Annotated in this window: 12 protein-coding genes and 1 pseudogene; 9 read left to right on the top strand and 4 right to left on the bottom strand. The window is 72.8% G+C overall.

The annotated features are described in order from the left end of the window. Positions 1-140 precede the first annotated feature (140 nt). Together IE308_RS10530 and IE308_RS37340 are read left to right on the top strand one after the other, a co-directional pair. A complete protein-coding gene (locus IE308_RS10530; RefSeq protein WP_190217658.1) occupies positions 141-2,057 on the top strand; it encodes an ATP-binding cassette domain-containing protein in 1,917 nt (638 codons plus the stop codon). A gap of 55 nt (positions 2,058-2,112) precedes the next feature. Beyond that, the gene (locus tag IE308_RS37340; RefSeq protein ID WP_190217657.1) at positions 2,113-3,345 is read left to right on the top strand and encodes a bifunctional class I SAM-dependent methyltransferase/NUDIX hydrolase; all 1,233 of its coding nucleotides are present in this window, start codon (positions 2,113-2,115) and stop codon (positions 3,343-3,345) included. A 21-nt stretch (positions 3,346-3,366) separates the two neighbouring features. Here IE308_RS37340 and IE308_RS10520 read toward each other — a convergent pair whose 3' ends face one another. Further along, a complete protein-coding gene (locus IE308_RS10520) occupies positions 3,367-3,996 on the bottom strand; it encodes a dihydrofolate reductase family protein (RefSeq protein ID WP_190217656.1) in 630 nt (209 codons plus the stop codon). A gap of 130 nt (positions 3,997-4,126) precedes the next feature. Beyond that, the gene (locus IE308_RS10515) at positions 4,127-6,070 is read right to left on the bottom strand and encodes an SMI1/KNR4 family protein (protein WP_190217655.1); all 1,944 of its coding nucleotides are present in this window, start codon (positions 6,068-6,070) and stop codon (positions 4,127-4,129) included. A gap of 146 nt (positions 6,071-6,216) precedes the next feature. Here IE308_RS10515 and IE308_RS10510 point away from each other — a divergent pair, with 146 nt between their 5' ends. From IE308_RS10510 to IE308_RS10490, 5 genes are all read left to right on the top strand, one after another. After that, a complete protein-coding gene (locus IE308_RS10510; protein WP_190217654.1) occupies positions 6,217-7,044 on the top strand; it encodes an SAM-dependent methyltransferase in 828 nt (275 codons plus the stop codon). Positions 7,045-7,671: 627 nt separating this feature from the next. Continuing rightward, positions 7,672-9,438, top strand: a complete 1,767-nt coding sequence (locus tag IE308_RS10505) for an ATP-binding SpoIIE family protein phosphatase (RefSeq protein ID WP_373314489.1) — start codon at positions 7,672-7,674, stop codon at positions 9,436-9,438. 199 nt (positions 9,439-9,637) lie between these two features. Then, positions 9,638-11,023, top strand: coding sequence for a cellulase family glycosylhydrolase (locus IE308_RS10500; RefSeq protein WP_162655439.1), 1,386 nt, complete (start codon positions 9,638-9,640; stop codon positions 11,021-11,023). A gap of 125 nt (positions 11,024-11,148) precedes the next feature. Next, the gene (locus IE308_RS10495) at positions 11,149-12,330 is read left to right on the top strand and encodes a cellulose-binding domain-containing protein (RefSeq protein ID WP_190217653.1); all 1,182 of its coding nucleotides are present in this window, start codon (positions 11,149-11,151) and stop codon (positions 12,328-12,330) included. A gap of 328 nt (positions 12,331-12,658) precedes the next feature. Beyond that, complete coding sequence (locus IE308_RS10490) at positions 12,659-15,631, top strand: carbohydrate binding domain-containing protein (protein WP_190217652.1); 2,973 nt, start codon at positions 12,659-12,661, stop codon at positions 15,629-15,631. A gap of 44 nt (positions 15,632-15,675) precedes the next feature. Here IE308_RS10490 and IE308_RS10485 read toward each other — a convergent pair. Beyond that, a pseudogene (locus IE308_RS10485) lies at positions 15,676-15,864 on the bottom strand (AraC family transcriptional regulator); the annotation flags it as partial. A gap of 216 nt (positions 15,865-16,080) precedes the next feature. Between IE308_RS10485 and IE308_RS10480 the strand changes: the two are divergent. Next, on the top strand, positions 16,081-17,226 hold the full coding sequence (locus tag IE308_RS10480; RefSeq protein WP_190217651.1) for a S1 family peptidase: 1,146 nt from the start codon (positions 16,081-16,083) through the stop codon (positions 17,224-17,226). A 98-nt stretch (positions 17,227-17,324) separates the two neighbouring features. Here IE308_RS10480 and IE308_RS10475 read toward each other — a convergent pair whose 3' ends face one another. Beyond that, on the bottom strand, positions 17,325-18,410 hold the full coding sequence (locus tag IE308_RS10475) for a helix-turn-helix domain-containing protein (RefSeq protein ID WP_190217650.1): 1,086 nt from the start codon (positions 18,408-18,410) through the stop codon (positions 17,325-17,327). 99 nt (positions 18,411-18,509) lie between these two features. Here IE308_RS10475 and IE308_RS10470 point away from each other — a divergent pair, with 99 nt between their 5' ends. Continuing rightward, a complete protein-coding gene (locus IE308_RS10470; RefSeq protein ID WP_190217649.1) occupies positions 18,510-19,874 on the top strand; it encodes an MFS transporter in 1,365 nt (454 codons plus the stop codon). The last annotated feature ends 115 nt before the right edge of the window (positions 19,875-19,989 follow it).

Raw genomic sequence — 19,989 nt, 5'->3', positions numbered from 1 at the left:
ACTTCCGCCCCGCCGGCATTCGAACAGCACCCCCGCCGCACCCACGCCCCGCACGGTCCCCGGCCCCGCCCGGGGCGCCGGGTTGACGCCATCCGAGCCGTCCGCGGGGACGCCGTACGACCGGAAGCGGGGTGGCCGGCATGACCCGCCCGTCCGTGCCCCCGCAGTCGTCCCGGTCCGGCGCCGCACCCCGCGCTACCGCGCCGCCGCCCCCGCCCGCGCCCGCCGAGATCACGTACACCGGCCAGTACTCCGTGAACCCGATGGCCGAGGTGTCGTTCACCCGCCTCTGCGGCCGGATCCCGTCCGTGGTGGCCCGGATCGCCCGGATGTCCTGGGCGGTGGACCGGGCGGCCGTGGTCCTGCTGCTGGTCTGCCTGGTCACGACCGGCCTCGCGGCGGCCGGCCAACTGGCCGCCACCTCCCGCGCGATGGGCCCCCTGCTCGGCGGCGGGAGCGTGCAGGAGCGGCTGCACGCCGCGCTGCCCGCGCTCATCGTCGTGGCCGTCATGGCGGCCCTGGTCCGGACGACCGCCGCGCTGTCCGCGTACGGGGAGCGGCGCATCACACCGAAGCTGACCACGGAGGCGGACACGACGCTGGTCGCGTCCGTGTGCAAGGTGGAGGCGGCGACGTACCACGAGGACGGCTTCCACGACCGGCAGGAAGCGGCCGAGATGGGCGTGCTGCGCACCCATGTGATGGTGGGCGACGCCCAGCAGCTCGTGTCCTCGCTGATCAAACTGGTCACGGCGGGCGGCGTGCTGTCGCTGATCGACCCGCTGCTGCTGCCGTTCCTGCTGCTGGCCGTGCTCCCGGCCGGCGTCGGGGCCGTCCTCACCGCGCGTGTGGACTACGAGATCCACTTCGTGAACATCGCCGACCGCAACGTCCGCGGGATGATGCGCTGGTGGGCGACCAGCCCGAAGTTCGCCGACGAGGTCCGCGCCAATTCGATGACGGGCTACCTGCTGCACTGGTACCGGGCCCTGTCCCGGCGGGCCGACGCCCGCACCCTCGCCGCCGCCCCGCGCACCCTGCGGATCGCACTCACCTCGGCGGCGTGCGGAGGCGTCTTCCTCGTCGGCACCTGGGTGGCGCTGTACTGGCTGGCGGCCGCCGGGAGGATCCCCCTCGCGACCGCCGCCACCGCGGTCGTCGCCGTCCAGACCACCCTCGGCGCGCTCACCCAGGTCGTGCGCAGCGCCGGCTACGTCTTCCACACCAGCCTCTACCTCGGGGACATGGCCGACTTCTTCGACGAGGCCGCCCGGCGGGCCCCGCACCGCGGCGCGCAGCGCGCACGGACCCCCGTCGAGGAGGTCCGCCTGGAGGAGGCCGTCTACCGCTACCCGGGCAAGGAGCGGCCCGCGGTCGACGGGGTGTCGCTGACCCTGCGGCGCGGGCAGATCCTCGCCCTGGTCGGCACCAACGGCTCCGGCAAGACCACCCTGACCCGGCTGATCGCCGGCATCCTGCTCGCCGACAAGGGACGCGTGACCTGGAACGGCACCGACCTCGCGGAGACGGACGCCGAGTCCGTGTGGGAACGCACCGGCCTCGTGCCGCAGTACTTCGCCCAGTGGCCGCTGCGGCTGCGCGAGAACATCACCCTCGGCCAGCCCCGCACCCCCGACGACGGCCCCGTCTGGGACGCCGTCGACGCCGTCGGCCTGCGCGAGGCCGTCGAGGACCTGCCCGGCGGGCTCGACACCCTGCTGGCGCGGGAGATCTTCAGCGGTGTCGAGCTGTCCGGCGGGCAGTGGCAGCGCGTCGCCTGCGCCCGCGGCCTGTACCGGACGCCCGACCTGCTCATCATGGACGAGCCCACCTCGCAGGTGGACCCCCAGGGCGAGCACCGGATCTTCGAGACGCTGAAGGCGATCGCCGCGGACCGCATCACGATCGTCGTGACCCACCGCCTGGAGAACACCCGGATCGCCGACCACATCATCGTGATGGAGGAGGGCCGCATCACCGAGCAGGGCCGCTACGACGACCTCGCGCACGCCAACGGCACCTTCGAGCGCCTGCTCGCACTGTCCCAGGACCGATGACACCCGGGTGCCGCCCGCCCAGCCCGGGCGGCACCCACTAATGACGGGAGACGCGATGACGACAGCGCACACGGCACACCCACCGGCCGGGAACGCCGAACAGACCAACGCCCGCGCCTGGCACACCTACGGCGACCACCACCTCGGCCGGGACACCCCGCTCGCGGAGGTGGACCGGTTCTCCTGGGGCCCCGCGCCCACCGGGCCGGGGGAGGAGATCCTCGGCGACCTGAACGGACTGCGCGTGCTCGACCTCGGCTGCGGCCCGGCCCGGCCCGCCGCCCACCTCGCCCGCGCCCAACGGGCCACGGTCGACGCGGTCGACGCCTCACCCGGCCAGATCGCCCGCGCCCGGGCCCGCTACGCGGACCTGCCCGGCCTGCGCCTGCTGCACGCGGACGCCGTGGACCACCTGCGCGCCGCGACGCCGTACGACGTCATCTACTCCCTCAGCGCCGTCCACTTCCTCGATCCGCACCGCCTCCTGCCCGCCCTCGCCGCGGGCCTGAAACCCGGCGGCCGGCTGTGCTTCACGGTGCTGCACACCAACTCGGCGGGCGACGGCCCCGGCACGTCCGTGGCCCCCCGCCCGGAGATCCTGCGCCTGGCCGGGGGCGAGGAGCTGACGGTGTGGATGTGGGTGCTCACCCCCGAACTGTGGGAGGACCTGCTCGTGCGGTACGGACTGCGCGTCGAGCACGTCACCGCCCTCGACGCGCCGGAAGAGGACAACCGCGCCTCCTACCGGCTCTTCCAGGTCCGCCGCCCCGACCGCATCTCCTCGCGTCCCCGCACGGCCGAGCCCCCGGCCCCGCAGTCCGCGGTCGGTGTGGGCGCCGTGCTCGCCGGGCCGCGCGGCCTGCTGCTGGGCCGGCACCGGCGCGGTACGACCGAACTGCCCGGCGGCATGGTGGAGGCGGGGGAGTCCCTGCCCGAGGCCGTGGTCCGCGAACTCGCCGAGGAGACCGGCCTGGTGGCCGACCCGGCCGACGTCCGCCTCCTCGGCCTGCTGCTCGACCGCGTCGACGACGTCGTGCGCATCACCGTCGGCGCGGTCGTCACCCGCTGGCGCGGGGAACCGGCCGACCAGCCGGGCGAACGCGTCGGCGACTGGCGCTGGTGGCCGCTGGACGCCCTTCCGCCGGGCCTGTTCGAGTGCAGCGCCCAGATCCTCACCGCCTGGCGCCCCGACCTGCCCCTCGACCACCCGCCCGCCCACTTCACGCCCTTCGCGGACCAGGAACGAGGCCGGCCGAACCAGCCGGACCGACCGGACCAGCACGACTGAGAGCGGTTCGCCCGGACCGGCTCACCCGCTCGCGGTCAGCACCCGGTACGTCACATGCGTGACCGTGCTCGCCGCGCGCGCCCCGACCTGCGCGAGGTCCAGTGCCGGGACGCCGTCGAACAGGCGCGTCCCGGCGCCCAGCGTGAACGGCACGATGTGCAGCCGCAGTTCGTCGACCAGGCCCGCGGCGAGGTACTGGTTGACCGTGGTCGCGCCGCCGTGCACGGAGACGTCACCGTCCCCGGCCGCCGCGCGCGCCTGCGCCAGCGCGGACTCGATGCCGTCGGTGACGAAGTGGAACGTGGTGCCGCCGGCCATCGGCTGCGGATCGCGCGGATGGTGCGTGAGCACGAAGACCGGGGTGTGGAACGGCGGCTCGTCGCCCCACCAGCCGTTCCACTCCCGGTCCCACGCACCGCGGACCGGGCCGAACATGTTGCGGCCCATGACGAAGGCCTTGGCCGCCGCCATCCGCTCCAGCTCCACCCGGTTCTCCTCGGCCTGCCCGAACATCCAGCCGTGCAGTCTGCCGCCCCAGCCGTCGGCGCCGTCGTCACCGAACGGCCGCTGCTCGCTCTGGTGCGGTCCGGCCGAGTATCCGTCGACCGAGACCGACAGATCGCAGGTCACCCTGCCCACCGGTGCGGTCATCGCTCTGCCCTCCTCGCGGCGACCCGCCGCCCTCGCGGTGAGTCCCCTGGTGCCCGGGATGCGTCCGTCACCAGGTAGACCGCTCCGGGCCCGGGAACTCATCGCCGGCCGACCGGCGACCGGCGGACCGTCACCCGGCGGAGAGCTCGGAGCCGTACCGCATCCGGATCACCGCGTACGTCTCCCCGTCGCGCGGCGGCCGGGTCCAGGAACGGGTGGTGAACGTGGGCAGCCGCCCGCTGACCAGGGCGTGCCGCGGCAGCCGGACACCGAACTCCTCGCTGATCGCCTCCAGGAGCGACCGCTCGGCCCCGGCCGCGTCCTCCGGCCGGCCGAAGAACCGGTCCGGGTCCAGCGCCGGAGGTATCTCCCCGCTCCGCCGGACGTCACCGCCGACGTAGGTGAAGGCATACCGCTCCGCGCCGTCCTCGGCCACCGAGAGGTGGAAGAACGGCTCCCCGACCCCGGTCCGCAGCCCGCTCCACACCACCACCGCGCGCGTGCCCGCGCCGGCGGCCGCGGCCGGGGAGACGAACCTCTCCGGGATGAACGGGGCGGGCTCGGCGTCGAAGGCGAAGCTCCAGCGGCCGCCGGCCCGGCCGACCGCCACGAGCGCCCGGTCGTCGTACGACGAGAACTCGCTCCGCCCTTCCAGCGCCCGGTGGCGGGCCTCCCAGAAGGTCATGGGCTCGCTCAGCACACTCCCGTCGCCGTGACCGTCGGCGCCGCCCCCGCTCTCGTCCGCGAGGCGCGCGGGCAGCTCGTCGGGCTCCACGTCCTCGACCAGGACGAACCGGTAGCACCGGCGGTGATTGCCAGGATCCGGTTCCGCGAGCCAGGCCAGGCCGTCCGGATCGAGTCCTTCCGTCGTCTCCGGCCGCTCACCCGTCTGCCCGCCCCGCGGCGTGGACAGCAGCTCACGGCCCCGCTCCGGGGTGAGCAGCGGCCCGAGCAGGGGGTCGGCCACCCATCCCAGCGGTGCCAGATGGTCGGGCCCCAGCGGCTCCCACAGCGGCAGCGCGTCCCGCAGCGTGCTCCACGCCGCGTCGGTGTCCCCCCACCGCGCCAGCTCCCGCGCCCGCCGCACCGCCTCCCCGAACGGCCCGCCCGGCGCGTACCGGTACGTGCCGGCCCGTACCCGGTCCAGCGTGGCGTACGCCAGCGACACGAGCTGCTCACTCGCGCCCCGCAGAGAGAACCGCAGCGTGGAGTCGTCCCGGTAGGAGTGCGCCGCCTGCTCGGCGACCAGCGGCGGCAGCAGCTCCGCCGCGTACCGCGGATCCGCCACCAGATCGTCGAAGGAGACCATGTAGGTCTGGCCCAGCAGACGGCGTATCTGGTCGCGCAGACCGGCCGCTCTCGGCCTGACGTACCCCGTGGCCTCCTCCAGCGCGGGGAGGGCCCGCTCCCAGTCGCCGCGCAGCGCCTCCAGGCGCGCCGCCTCCACCTGGGCGTCCAGCCGGCGCGTCGTGTCGTTGACGAGCGGGGGCTCCCCGTCCCGGGGCCGGGAGCGCAGCGCGTGGAACTCGCGGTGCATGTCCCGCATGAACGCGAGGAAACCGCCGTACCGCCGGGGCGGGGCGGCCCGCCAGCCCGCCCACGTGTACACGGCCCACTCACCGTCGTCGTCCACGTCCTCGGGATCCATCAGGACGTACAGGGCGTCGGACTCGACGTCGAGCTGGAGGCCCCGCCGCCACAGGCTCGCCTCGCGCCGCTCCTGGGGCCCGGCGTCCTCGTCCAGGCACTCCTCGAACGTGTCCGCCAGCCCCGACGCGTCGTCGTGCCAGCGTGCCCCCGCCGTGCCCGCCAGCAGCCACACGAACCCGCCCGCGTGCCGCCAGCCGTCACTGACCTTCAGGAACTCCCGGTACGACGGCGGCATCCGCCGGCCGAGACGCTCCTCCATGGCCGTGATCCGCGCCTCGGAGGCGGGCGGGAACCCGAGCCACCGCTCGCGGCGGGCCGTCTCGTCGTCCTCGCCGCGCGTCTCGTCGGCCGGCAGCGAGTCCGCCCACTCCGCGCTCCAGCCGAGCAGGAAGGACCGCCAGTCGAATGTCGTGGTGTCCGTCATACGCCCGATGCTGCCACCCGCCACTGACAACGCCCCCGCGCTCCTGCGTACAGCGGACAACGGACAGCGGATAGCTTGCGCCGTAGGCGAGTTGGTCCCACCGGGAAAGCGCAAAGGGTGGCCGACGGACAGGGGAACGAGGGAAGATGATCGCCATGACGGATGAGGGTTCCCGCATCGACTCGACCAAGCCCAGCATCGCCCGCGTGTACGACTATCTCCTGGGCGGCAAGGACAACTACGCCGTGGACCGGGAGATCGGGGACGTGTTCAAACGGGACCTGCCCGGCTCGGTCGCCATCGCCTACGCCAACCGCGCGGCCCTGACGCGCGCCATCGCGCAGATCGCCACCACCACCGAGGTGCGGCAGTTCATCGACCTGGGCAGCGGCCTTCCCACGGCGGACAACGTGCACCAGGTCGCCCAGCGGCACGACCCCGAGTCCCGGGTCGTGTACGTCGACACCGATCCGCAGGTGCTCGTGCACGGGCGCGCGCTGCTGGAGGAGAACGACCGCACCCGCTTCGTCATGGCGGACATCCGCGACGCGAAGGCGGTGCGTACCCACGTCGACACCGCGGCCCTCATCGACTTCGACAAGCCCGTCGCCGTCGTCTTCAGTGCGATCCTGCACCACGTGAACGACGACGAGGACCCGGCCGGCATCGTCCGCTACTGGCGTGAACAGGTGCCCTCCGGAAGCTACTTCTTCGTCAGCCACTTCCGCTCCGGCAACAACGCGGAGACCCAGGAGGCGGAGCGGGTGCTCCAGCAGACGTTCGGCCGCGGCCGCTGGCGCACCGACGACGAGATCGCCGCCCTCCTGGAGGGCCTCGACCTCCTCGACCCGGGCATCGTCCCCGCCCCCCTGTGGCGGCCCGACCGGGTCGACAGCCGCTGGGGCAGCAGCACGGAACGCGAACTCACCGTGTGGGAACACCTGATCGCCGCGGCCCTCGCCCGCAAGCCGTGACGCCGACCGGGCCGAGGGCCGCGGCGGATCAGGAACACCCCAGGAACAAGGGGGACTCAGGGACAGCCGGCCCCGCTCAGCCGTCGGACTCCGGCGAGGGCAGGTAGGCGCCGGGCACGTCCCCGGGAGCGAAGAGTCGATCCCGCCGACCGAACGTCCAGGCCGCGCAGCGCGGCCCAGCGAGGTGAGATTCTGCCGCGCCGTCAGCGCCGGGTACAGGCCCGGTCAGTCGACGAAGCCGGCGACCCCTTCGGGCGCCGCGAGGGAAGCCGGTGGCCCCCCGCCCACGCTCCCGGAAGTTGTCGCCGGCCCCAGGTGACCCCTCCCAGCGCGTGAGTGCCTGAGCCTGAGCAGCTGATGAGACTGCCGGGACATATGAGACGCATGGGGCTTGTGACACGACCCTGCCTGGGCCATGATCGGGCCTGCGCGCAGTCGCCCGCGGAGCGGCTGCCCGCCGGGGCCCCACCCCCGCGGCGCCGGTCCTCACACCGTCACGCCCGCCCCCATCACCCGGACGGCCCAGCCCCCGCCGCCGCCACCTCGCGTGGCGATCACGGCCGGGCTCCGCCAGAGTGGTGCACCGTCGCGGAGTGTTTCGCAACCCCAGGCCTGGAGGTACGCGGTATGACCCCCCTCGGTCGAGCCCGCCTGCCCGGCAGACCGGCGCTCGACCGCCTGCTGGGGAGCCGCGGCGTGCGCCGGGCCGTCGAGGCCGCCACGATGGTGGCGGACGCGCGCAGGCTGGCCTGGCTGAGCGGGGCGGACGGCCGGATCGGCACCACCCTCGACCTGGAGCGCACCGCCCAGGAACTGGCCGACTTCACCGTGCCGACGCTCGCCGACGGCGCGGCGGTGGACCTGCTGGAGTCGGTGCTGCACGGCGACGAGGGCGATCCGCCGGGCGGATCGCGCGTGCCGCTCACCCGGGCGATGGCCGTGACCGCGATCGACCAGTTGGGGCACCTGGAACCCGCCCCCGTGGGGGAACTGTCCACCCTGCACCCGGCGCCCAAACTGGCGTACGAATGCCTCACCTCGCGCCGGCCGGTGCTGGTCCGCCGGATCGCCCCCGACCAGTACGAACAGATCGCGCCGACCCCGCAGGCGGCCCGCCTGATGCGCGGCGCGGGCGTGCACAGCTACATGGTCGTGCCGCTGGTCTCCCGCGGTGTCCTCATCGGCATCGCGGACTTCATCCGCTGCGGCAAGAGGCCCCCGTTCGGCCCCCGCGACGTGGCCCTCGCGTGCGAGCTGGCGGCGAAGGCGGCGGTGTTCGTCGACAACGCCCGGCTGTACAGCCGGGAGCGCGACACCGTGCTCACCCTGCAGCGCGCCCTGCTGCCGCGCGCAGCCCCGCCCACCCCCGGCCTCCAGGTGGTCTCCAGCTACCGGCCCGCCGTCGACCCCAGCGGGGTGGGCGGCGACTGGTACGACATCGTGCCGCTGCCCGGCGGGCGCAGCGCGCTGGTCGTCGGGGACGTCATGGGGCACGGACTGGCCGCGGCCGCCACGATGGGGCGCCTGCGGTCGGTGGCGCGGACCCTGCTCAACCTCGACATCGCCCCGGAGCGGGTGCTCGCGCGCCTCGACCTCGCCGCCCGCGACCTGGAGGAGGACCAGGTCGCGACCTGCCTGTGCGCCCTCTACGACCCGGCGGAGGGCACCTACCGGCTGGCCAGCGCCGGCCATCTGCCCCCGCTGCTGGTCGACACGGCGGGCTCGGCCGACTTCGTGGACGTGCCGCCGGGCGCTCCGCTCGGCGCGGGCGTCATCCCGTACGACCCCGTGGTGGTGCGGGCCGACGCCGGCAGCCGTCTGCTGATGTGCACGGACGGCCTGGTCAAGAACCGCTCCGGGGACGTGGACGGCTGGCTGGAGGGCCTGCGCCGGGCGGCGTCCGGGCCGCGGCCCGAGCTGGCGGACGTGTGCGAGACGGTGTGGGCACGCACGGCCGGTACCTACGGCCAGCGCTTCGACGACGCCATCATGCTCGTCGCGGAACCCTGCCCGCCCGCCGGCACCCTGCTGTGCGTCTGGGACCTGCCGGCCGACGGAACGGCCGCCCGCACCGCCCGCCACCTGGTCCGCGACCGGCTGGCGCAGTGGGGTCTGGCCGACATGGCCGACGCCACCGAGCTGGTGGTGAGCGAGCTGGTCGGCAACGCGCTGCGCTACGGGCGCGGCCCCGGCCGGATGCGGCTGATGCGGGCCGAACGGCTCTGCGTGGAGATCTCCGACACCGGCCCCGACCTGCCGCAGATCCAGCACGCCCCGCTCAGTGCCGAGGGCGGCCGGGGCCTGCAGCTGATCAACGTCCTGTGCCGCCGCTGGGGCTCCTGCCGGACGTCGACCGGCAAGATCGTCTGGGCGGAACAGGACCTTCCGGACTGACTCGGACACAGCCGAAGGCTGTCGAAACCGTTCGACGGTCGAATCCCTGTACGCGATCGCCGCACCGGTGTACGGTCTCGGGCCGACGGCTTTGGGAGCGCTCCCATTTTCGTCCGTCTCCGCTCGGCAGTTTCAGCTAGCTGTTTTCGCCAGCTCTTTCCGCTCCGCTTCGCTTTCGCATGAGTACGAGGAGGAACGCTTGAGACGCATTTCGGCCCTCTTGGCGGTCTGTGCGACCGCTCTGGGCCTCACCACACTGGCCGGCCCCCCGGCCGCCGCGGCCACCGGCTGCAAGGTCGACTACACGATCACGAACCAGTGGCAGGGCGGCTTCCAGGCCGGGGTGAAGGTCACCAACCTGGGGGATGCGGTCAGCGGCTGGACGCTCAAGTGGACCTGGCCCGACGCCGGCCAGAAGGTAACCCAGGGCTGGAACGCCACCTGGTCGCAGTCGGGCTCCACGGTCAGCGTCACCAACGTGGACTGGAACCGCACCCTCGCCACCGGCGGCGCCACCGACCTGGGCTTCACCGGCACGTTCACGGGCAGCAACCCCAGGCCCGCCGCGTTCACGCTGAACGGCGTGGCCTGTACGGGCTCCGTCGGCGGCGAGGAGCCCCCGCCGGACACCGGCAACCCGGGCACCGGCACCCCCGTCGGCATCAACGGGCAGCTCAAGGTGTGCGGCGTCAACCTGTGCAACCAGTACAACCGCCCCATCCAGCTGCGCGGCATGAGCACGCACGGCATCCAGTGGTTCAGCAAGTGCTACAACACCGCCTCCCTGGACGCCCTGGCCACCAACTGGAAGGCCGACCTGCTGCGCATCGCCATGTACGTCCAGGAGCAGGGCTACGAGACCGACCCGGCCGGTTTCACCAGCCGCGTCAACAGCTACGTCGACATGGCCGAGGCCCGCGGCATGTACGCGCTGATCGACTTCCACACCCTCACGCCGGGTGACCCGAACTACAACCTCGACCGCGCCAAGACCTTCTTCGCGTCCGTCGCCGCCCGCAACGCCGCGAAGAAGAACGTGATCTACGAGATCGCCAACGAGCCCAACGGCGTCAGCTGGACGGCCATCAAGAGCTACGCCGAGCAGGTCATCCCGGTCATCCGGGCCGCCGACCCGGACGCCGTCGTCATCGTCGGCACCCGCGGCTGGTCCTCGCTGGGCGTCTCCGACGGCTCCAACGAGACCGAGGTCGTCAACAACCCGGTCAACGCCTCCAACATCATGTACGCGTTCCACTTCTACGCGGCGAGCCACAAGGACAACTACCGGGCCACGGTGAGCCGCGCGGCCGCCAAACTGCCGCTGTTCGTAACCGAGTTCGGCACCGTGAGCGCCACCGGAGGCGGGGCGATGGACCAGGCGAGCACCACGGCCTGGCTGGACCTGCTCGACCAGCTGAAGATCAGCTACGCGAACTGGACCTACTCCGACGCCAACGAGAGCAGCGCGGCGTTCAAGCCCGGCACCTGCAACGGCACCGACTACAGCAGCAGCGGTGTGCTGACCGAGTCCGGCGCGCTGGTCAAGAGCCGGATCAGCACCGCGGACTCCTTCCCGACCAGCTGACCGCCACAGAGGTTCCGCGCACGCCCGGAACCCCGGTTCCGGGCGAGTGAGATCCACCGTCAGTTGGGAGCGCTCCCAAAGTGGGGGCGCTCCCGCCGAACTCCTCCTCTTCTTCCGGAGGCCCCATGCGCATCTCTCTCCCCCGCTTATGGCCGGCGGCGGCCATCCTCGCGGCCGTCGCGCTCCTCGCATCCGGCTTCACCGCCCTCACCGCGCGCGCCGCGGAGGCGGGCTGCCGGGTCGACTACACCGTGAACGAGTGGACCGGCGGCTACACCGCACAGGTCAAGATCACCAACCTCGGTCCGTCGCTCACCGGCTGGCGCCTGACCTGGACGTACACCGGCGATCAGCAGGTGACCTCGGCGTGGAACGCCACCGTCACGCAGTCCGGCCGGTCCGCGACCGCGGTCAACACGAGCTGGAACGGCTCGCTCGCCACGGGCGGCACCGCCGACTTCGGTGTCCAGGGCACCTGGCGTACGTCCGACCCCGCGCCCACCGACTTCGCCCTCAACGGCGTGTCCTGCGGCGGCACATCGACCCAGCCGCCCACGACACCGCCCCCGACCACCCAGCCGCCCACCACCCCGCCCCCGACCACTCCGCCGCCGAGCGCGGACTGCGGCAGTGCCGCGCTCTGCTCCGGCTTCGAGGACCAGACCGGCCCGACCCCGTCGGGCGCCTGGCGGTTCACCGCGCCCGACTGCCAGGGCACCGGCACGGCCGCCGTCGACACGGCGGTCACGCACAGCGGGAGCAAGTCGCTGCGCGTGGACGGCAAGGCGGGCTACTGCAACCACGCCTTCGTCGCCGCCACCGCGGACCTGTCCTCCGTCGGGCCGGTGATGTACGTACGGATGTGGGTACGGCACACCACCGCGCTGCCCGCCGCCCACGTCACTTTCGTCTCCATGCCGGACTCCTCCCAGGGCGGCCGGAGCCTGCGTGTCGGCGGCCAGAACGGGGCCCTGCAGTGGAACCGGGAGACCGACGACGCCACCCTGCCCGCCCAGAGCCCGACCGGAGTGGCGCTGAGCCGGCCGCTGCCGACCGGGAGCTGGCAGTGCGTGCGGTTCGCGATCGACACGTCCGCGCCCAAGCTCGACACCTGGCTCGGCGACGAGCAGGTCCCGGGCCTGCACGCCGACGGCGTGCCCACCCAGGACATCGACCAGCAGTGGCTGGCCCGCACCACCCCGCCCCGGCCGACCGCCCTGCGTCTGGGCTGGGAGAGCTACGGGACGGGTGACGACACCCTGTGGTTCGACGACGTGGCCGTCGGGACCGCGCCCATCGGCTGCTGAAACGCACCTCGGACAGGGGCGGTTGACCCAGCGCATGGGTCAACCGCCTCTGTTGTCGCACTCGTTGAAGGATTTTGCGGAAACCCTACGGAACAACTTGCGGAGATGACGGTAAGAGTCGAGGCTGCGGCCGGTCAAGCCTTCCGGCAGCATCACTTCTCGTCCACCGCCGCATGGCCAAGGTGCCTAGCAGAAGCCCTAGTTGAGCCTTTGAAAACTCTTTCGCAATCATTGCAACGGTGTTACGTTCACCCACGCTTCCGGGCGGACGAGCCGGTCGCCCGTGAAGCGACTGCCGGGTACTCCCCACCCCACACCGGAGCCGCACATGAGACGCGACAGACCCCCCGCCCGCGGCTGGACCGCGGGCGCCCTGGCCGGAGGGCTCCTCGCCCTGGCCGCCGTCACCGGCCCCCCGGCCGCTCCCCGCACCGAGCCGGCGGCCGCCACCGCCACGAACACGGCGACGATCTACTACTCGACGAAGACCCGCGCCTGGTCCGCCACCTATCTGCACTACGCCCCGGACGGCGGCTCCTGGACCACCGTCCCGGGCACCCGGATGCAGCCGGCCTGCACGGACTGGGTGAAGCTCACCGTCGACCTGGGTCAGGCCACCGGCCTGCAGGCCACCTTCAACAACGGCACCGGCACCTGGGACAACAACGGCGGGCGGAACTACGCCCTCGGCACCGGCGACATCACCGTCGCCGACGGCGTCGTCGCGCACAGCGATCCCTGCGCCGACCCCGGCTCCGGCACCGGCAAGACGGCCACCGTCTACTACTCCACCCAGTCCCTCGGCTGGACCACGGTCAACCTCCACTACCAGCCCGCCGGCGGCACCTGGACCACCGTCCCCGGCCTCGGCATGGAGTCCGCCTGCACCGGCTGGTGGAAGCGGACCGTCGACCTCGGCTCCGCGACCTCCCTGAAGGCCGCGTTCAACAACGGCAACGGCACCTGGGACAACAACAACGGCGCCGACTACACCGTCCCGTCCGGCACCAGCACGGTGAAGAACAACACCGTCACCGCGAACGCCGCCGACCCGTGCGCCCAGCAGCAACCGGACACCCAGGCACCCACCGCCCCGACCGGTGTCACCGCCTCCGCGACCGGCACCTCCGTGGTGGTGTCGTGGCAGCCCGCGACCGACGACCGCAGGGTGACGGGCTACCAGGTGACGCGCACCGGCGGCACCAAGGGCACCACCGTCACCGACGTCACCTCCACCGTGCTCTCCGACACCGGCCTGGAGCCGGACACCGCCTACGCCTACACCGTGCGGGCCGTGGACGCCGCCGGGAACCTGTCCGCCGCGTCGAGCACGGCACGTGTCACCACCGGCAGCGCCCCCGCCAAGCCCGCCACCGGCACCCCGCTGGGCACGGACCCCCGCAAGGACCCGATCTACTTCGTGCTGACCGCCCGCTTCAACGACGGCGACAGCTCCAACAACCGCGGCGGCAGCCAGCACGTGAAATCCGGCAACGCCGCCAACGACGACCCCATGTTCCGCGGCGACTTCAAGGGCCTGATCGACAAGCTCGACTACATCAAGGGCCTCGGTTTCTCCGCCGTGTGGATCACCCCGGTCGTCCTCAACCGCTCCGACTACGACTACCACGGCTACCACGGCTACGACTTCTACAAGGTCGACCCCCGCCTGGAGTCGGCCGGCGCCTCCTACCAGGACCTCATCGACGCCGCCCACGCCAAGGGCATGAAGATCTACCAGGACGTGGTCTACAACCACTCCTCCCGCTGGGGCGCCAAGGGCCTGTTCACCCCGACCGTGTACGGCGTGCGCGACTCCCAGTGGAGCTGGTACTACGACGCGAGGAACGAGGGCTTCGAGTACGACGGCCTCACCGTCGAGCCGCAGTCGGGCAAGTCGTACTACAACGGCGACCTGTGGTCGACCGCCGAGCCCACCGGCAACACCTGCCTGAACTGGGGCAAGCCCACCGGCGGCAAGAGCGCCGAGGGCTACACGCTCTACAACTGCCAGTGGCCCAGCCCCACCTCGGGCATGTTCCCCAAGGCGTACTACCACCAGTGCTGGATCGGCAACTGGGAGGGCGAGGACGCCCGCTCCTGCTGGCTGCACGAGGACCTCGCCGACTTCGACACCGAGTCGGCGCCCGTGCAGAACTATCTGATCGGCGCCTACGACAAGTACATCGACATGGGCGTGGACGGCTTCCGTGTCGACACCGCCGTACACATCCCGCGCGTCACCTGGAACCGCCGCTTCCTCCCGGCCATCCACGAGCGGGTCGCCCAGCGGTTCGGCGCCGGGGCCGCGGAGAACTTCTTCGTCTTCGGCGAGGTCGCCGCGTTCGTCAACGACAAGTGGAACCGCGGCTCCCCGAACCACTCCGCGCAGTTCTACACCTGGAAGGAACGCCGGGAGTACAGCGCCGACGACGCGACGGCCGCGCTGGAGCAGTACGAGTACGAGCAGCAGCAGGGCACCGGCAACCAGCCGACGTCCACCAACGCCTTCCTCGACGGCAACGGCTACCACACGCCGGACCACAGCAGGTTCTCCGGCATGAACATCATCGACATGCGCATGCACATGAACTTCGGTGACGCGCAGAACGCGTTCGGCAACGGCAAGGACTCCGACGACAGCGTCAACGACGCCACCTACAACGTCGTCTACGTCGACAGCCACGACTACGGTCCGAACAAGAGCAGCACCCGCTACAGCGGCGGCACCGACGCCTGGGCCGAGAACATGTCGCTGATGTGGACCTTCCGCGGCATCCCCACGCTGTACTACGGCTCGGAGATCGAGTTCCAGAAGGGCGCGAGGATCGACTGCGGGCCCACCTGCCCGCTGGCCACCACCGGCCGCGCCTACTACGGCGACCATCTCAAGGGAAGCCTGACGGTGTCGGACTTCTCCAAGGTCGACGCCGCGAGCGGCGAGATCGCGACGACTCTCGCCCAGCCCCTGGTCAAGCACCTCCAGCGGCTCAACCAGATCCGCCGGGCGATCCCCGCCCTGCAGATGGGCCAGTACTCCACCGACGGCATCTCCGGCGGCATGGCCTTCAAACGGCGCTACACCGGCGGCGGCACGGACAGCTTCGCGCTCGTCACCGTCTCCGGCGCGGCCACCTACACCGGCATCCCCAACGGCACCTACCGGGACGCCGTCACCGGGGAGGTCCGGACGGTCACCGGCGGCACGCTGTCCGTCGCCGCGCCCGGCAAGGGCAATCTGCGGGTCTACGTCCTGAACGGGCCGGGCAGGATCGGCGCCGACGGACCGTACCTGAAGTGAGCCGGCCGTCCGTCCCGGCCTGCCCGTGGCGGTGTCCCTGCCGGTCAGGGCCCGGCCGCGGTCACGTCGGGACGGAAGGTGCGCCGGTAGGCCCGGGGGGTGACGCCGATCGCGGAGTGGAGGCGCCGGCGCAGCGAGACGCCGGTGCCGAGGCCGGCCCGTTCGGCGACGACGTCGACGGGCCAGTCCGTCGTCTCCAGCAAGTGCCGTGCCAGGTCCACGCGTTGCCGCACACCCGCCAGGTTGACTGTGCTGATGACACGTCAGATACCTTAGATGGCCGGTTTGTTGCTCCGCCGCGCGTCTCCCGAAGCTCGATCGCCCCTAGGTATGGACCAGTTGGCGACTCCGGCGTACCGTCCTGGCTTGAGGTTGAGAGCGCTCTCACCGTCCGTCCGCCTGCCCTCACCGGCCGGCGTGTTCCCCCACCGAACGGAAGGAAGCCCTCCATGCGTCACCCACGTTCACGCGGCGCCGCCGCGCTGCTGCTCGCCCTCGGAGCCGGCGCCGCGGCCCTCGTGCCCACCGCCCAGGCCGCCACCGGCGACGGCGCCGGAGCGCCCGCGATGTCACCCGGGCTCGTGCAGGCCATGCAGCGGGACCTGCACCTGACGAAGCCGGAGGCCGAGCAGCGGCTCGCCCAGGAGCGGCTCGCGACCGTCGTGGACCAGCGGGCCAGGAGCATCGCCGGGCGCTCGTACGCGGGCAGTTGGTTCGACGCGCGCACCGGCAGACTGACGGTCGCCTCCACCGATCCCTCCCTCACCGGGCGGCTGCGCGCCGCGGGCGCCGACGTCCGCCGGGCCGAGTACTCCGCGGCGCAACTGGACGCGGTGAAGAAGCAACTCGACCAGGCGGGGGCGCCCGGCGGGGTCGCCGCCTGGCGCGTGGACCCGAAGATGAACCGGGTGGTCGTGGACGTCGTCTCGTCCCACCGGTCGGACAACGATGTCAAGGCCTTCGTGCGTAAGGCAGTAAAGGCCGGTCCCGTCCAGGTCCGCGAAGTCGACACGGCCCCGCGCACGTTCGCCGCCGGAACCGTGGGCGGTGACCCCTACTACACCGGCAACGTCCGCTGCTCCATCGGCTTCTCGGTCCAGGGCGGCTTCGTCACCGCGGGCCACTGCGGACAGCCCGGCGCCGCGGTCTACGGCTGGGACCACACGCTCGTCGGCTCCTTCCAGGGGTCCTCCTTCCCCGACAACGACTACGCCTGGGTCAGCGTCGGCAACGGCTGGTGGACCGTCCCCGTCGTGCTCGGCTGGGGCACGGTGCCCGACCAGCTCGTGCGCGGCTCGAACGAGGCCCCGGTCGGCGCGTCGATCTGCCGTTCCGGTTCCACCACGCACTGGCACTGCGGGACCGTCCTCGCGAAGAACGAGACGGTGAACTACAGCCAGGGCGCCGTCCACCAGCTCACCAAGACCAGCGTGTGCGCCGAACCGGGTGACTCCGGGGGCTCCTTCATCTCCGGCGACCAGGCGCAGGGTGTCACCTCGGGCGGATGGGGCAACTGCTCCTCCGGCGGCGAGACCTGGTTCCAGCCGGTCAACGAGATCCTGAGCCGCTACGGCCTGCGCCTGCACACGGCGTGAGCGTCCGGGGCCGGCGAGACGCCTCACCCGGCCGACTCGCCGGCCCCACCCCCTGGGCCTGCCCTTCGGATACCCCGAGGCGCAGCGGCCGTTGCCGCTCAGCGCAAGGCGACCGCCAGCAGGTCGGTCCCGAGCGCCGTCAGGTCGGGCAGATTGACGGTGTAACGGACGTAACGGCCCTGCCGTTCGGCGGTGAGCAGGCCCGCGCGACGCAGCACGGCGAGGTGGCGGGAGACCTCCGGGGGCGACAGTTCCCAGGCGTGGGCCAGTTCGCCGGTGGTGTGCGGGCCGCGGGCCAGGGTGCGCAGGAGCCGCAGCCGTACCGGATGCGCGAGCGCCTCCAGCCGCAGCGTGACCGTCTCCAGCGACACCGGCTCCGATGGTTCCGGCTCCGCGACGGGGTACTGCACCACCGGCTGCCACCCGGGCGCGTGGACCGTCACCAGGTGCGGGCGGCCGAAGACGCTGGGCAGGAAGGTGACCCCGGTGCCGTGCGCGCTGGTCGCACTGTCCTGCAGCTTGTCGATGACGACGCAGCTGCCGTCCGGCGCCAGGGTCACCGCGCCGGACACCGACGCGAGGGCCGCCCCGACGCCCCGGCGCCTCAGCAGGTCGTTCTTCAGCCGCAGGTCGGTGGCCAGTTGTACGGCGACACGCGCCCAGGCGGCGTCGAAGAAGGCCTCGGCGCACTGTTCGAGGGTGTCGCGCACCCGCGCCCGTACGGCCGCCGGGTCGGCGAGGAGCCGTTCCGCGAAGGCCTCCTGGAGCGCGCCGCGGGCCTGCGCGAGGTCCAGGGCCCGCTCGCGCGCCGTCGCGTCGGCGAGCGGTGATGGCGCGGCGAAGTGGACCCGGTTGCTGCCGCACGTGGTGATGAGCGCGGCGGTCACATAGGTCTCGTCGTCGATCCGGTCGACGTCGTCCAGTTCCTCGGCGAGGGTCGCCCGGGGGCGGGCGGGGACCAGGAAGTCGGCGCGCGAGGACCGCCAGAGGAACTCCGCCTCCCGCAGCCGCTCCGCCAGCTCCGGCCGCAGCCCCGCCCACACGTCCCCGGCCCAGCCGGCGTACTGCGGGTGGTGGCCGGGTTCGGCCAGCACGTGCAGCATCGCGGTCAGCTCGGCCAGCGGGGAGGCGGCGAACCGCAGCCGCTCCGCCGGCAGCCCGCTGATGTCGATCCTCAACGTCATCCGCTCATCATCCCCGGCCGGACGGCCGACGGCCGCGACGATTGACGGTGTCCGTCAACCGGCACGGCCACGTGGGCGGCCGAACGCACCGTGGACGCCATGGCAACCACCACCAAGATCCGGAGGCGCGCCCTCGTCCGCGCCTCCGGCGGCCCCCGCTATGCCGTCGCCCTGGCCGTGGACGCGCTCGGCACCGGCCTGCTGCGGCCCTTTCTGCTGCTCTACGGCGTGACGGTGCTGAAGCTGTCCGCGCCCGCCACCGGCATCGCCATGACCGGGGGCGTCGTCGTGGGCCTGGTGTGCATGCCGGCGGTGGGCCGCTGGCTGGACCGGGGCGCCCGCAGCACGGTCGTGGCGGCGTCGATGCTGGTGCGGGTGGTGGGCGTGGCGCTGCTGCTGGCCGCCCCGGCGGGGCACGTCGGGTTGTTCACGGCGGCGGCCCTCTTCCTCGGCATCGGCAACCAGGCCTGGCCGGCCGCCCATGCCGCCCTCGTGGCCACGGTCGCGCACGGCCGCGAACGCGACGCGGCCCTCGCGGCGGGCCGCGCCCTGCGCAACGCCGGCCTGGGCGTGGGCGCCCTCCTCGCCACCGCGTGCCTGGCCGGGGGCACCACCGCGCTGCGGACACTGGCCGCCGTCACCGGGCTCGCCTACCTCACCGCGGCGGCCCTGGCATGGTCGGTCCACCTGCACGCGCATCCGAACGTCGGCCCGGCCGAGGACCGGGCCGACGGGCCCGCACCGAGGACGGGCGCGCTGCTCGCCGCGAACGTGGTGTACGTCTTCTGCCTCAACGTCCCCGAAGTCGCCCTCCCCTTGGTCCTGGTGACCCAACTGCACGCCTCCCCGGTGTGGCCGGCGGCCGTCTTCGTGGCCAACACCGTGCTGGTGGTCACCCTGCAGGTGCCGGTCACCGTCGCGCTGTCCCGCCTCTCCCGGCGGACCGCCCTGGCCCTCGCCGGCGTGGTCCTCGCCGCGTCCTACCTCGGCTTCCTCGCGGCCGTCTCCCTGGGCCACGGCTGGGGCGCCCCGGCCGTCGCCGCGGTGTCCGTGGTGTGCACCCTCGGCGAGATCGTCTACGCCGGCAGCGCCACGGCACTGGTCACCGCCCTCGCCCCGGCTCCGGTCCTGGGCCGCGCCCTCGCCCGCTTCCAGCTCTCCACGGGCTTCGGCCTCGCCGTCTCCCCGGCGGCGATCACCACGCTCGCCGCCCACGGCTCGGCCACCCTCTGGGGCGGCCTCTCCGCGGCGACGCTCGCCTCCGCCGCCGCGGTCGCCATGGAGAAGGAGCGGGAAACGCGGCCGGAGGCCCCGAGCGGACATGTGAGTACGGCGACTGCCTCGGGGGAGGGGGTACGGCAGCGGCGGGGCCGGCGCGGCCGGCCGGCACCGAGTCGGGGCCCGCGCCCCCAAGGGACGCCGGTCCGCAGGGAACCCGAGCCCCAAGAGACGCCCGCCCGCTGAGAACCGGCGCCATAAGAGACGCCGCCCGCAAGGAACCCGAGCCCCAAGAGACGCCCGCCCCCTGGGAACCCGCGCCATAAGAGACGCCGCCCGCAAGGAACCCGCGCCCCAGGAG

This window comes from Streptomyces griseosporeus (genome assembly GCF_014656055.1).
Classification (GTDB): domain Bacteria; phylum Actinomycetota; class Actinomycetes; order Streptomycetales; family Streptomycetaceae; genus Streptomyces; species Streptomyces griseosporeus.
This window is presented reverse-complemented; position numbering and strand designations above follow the sequence as displayed.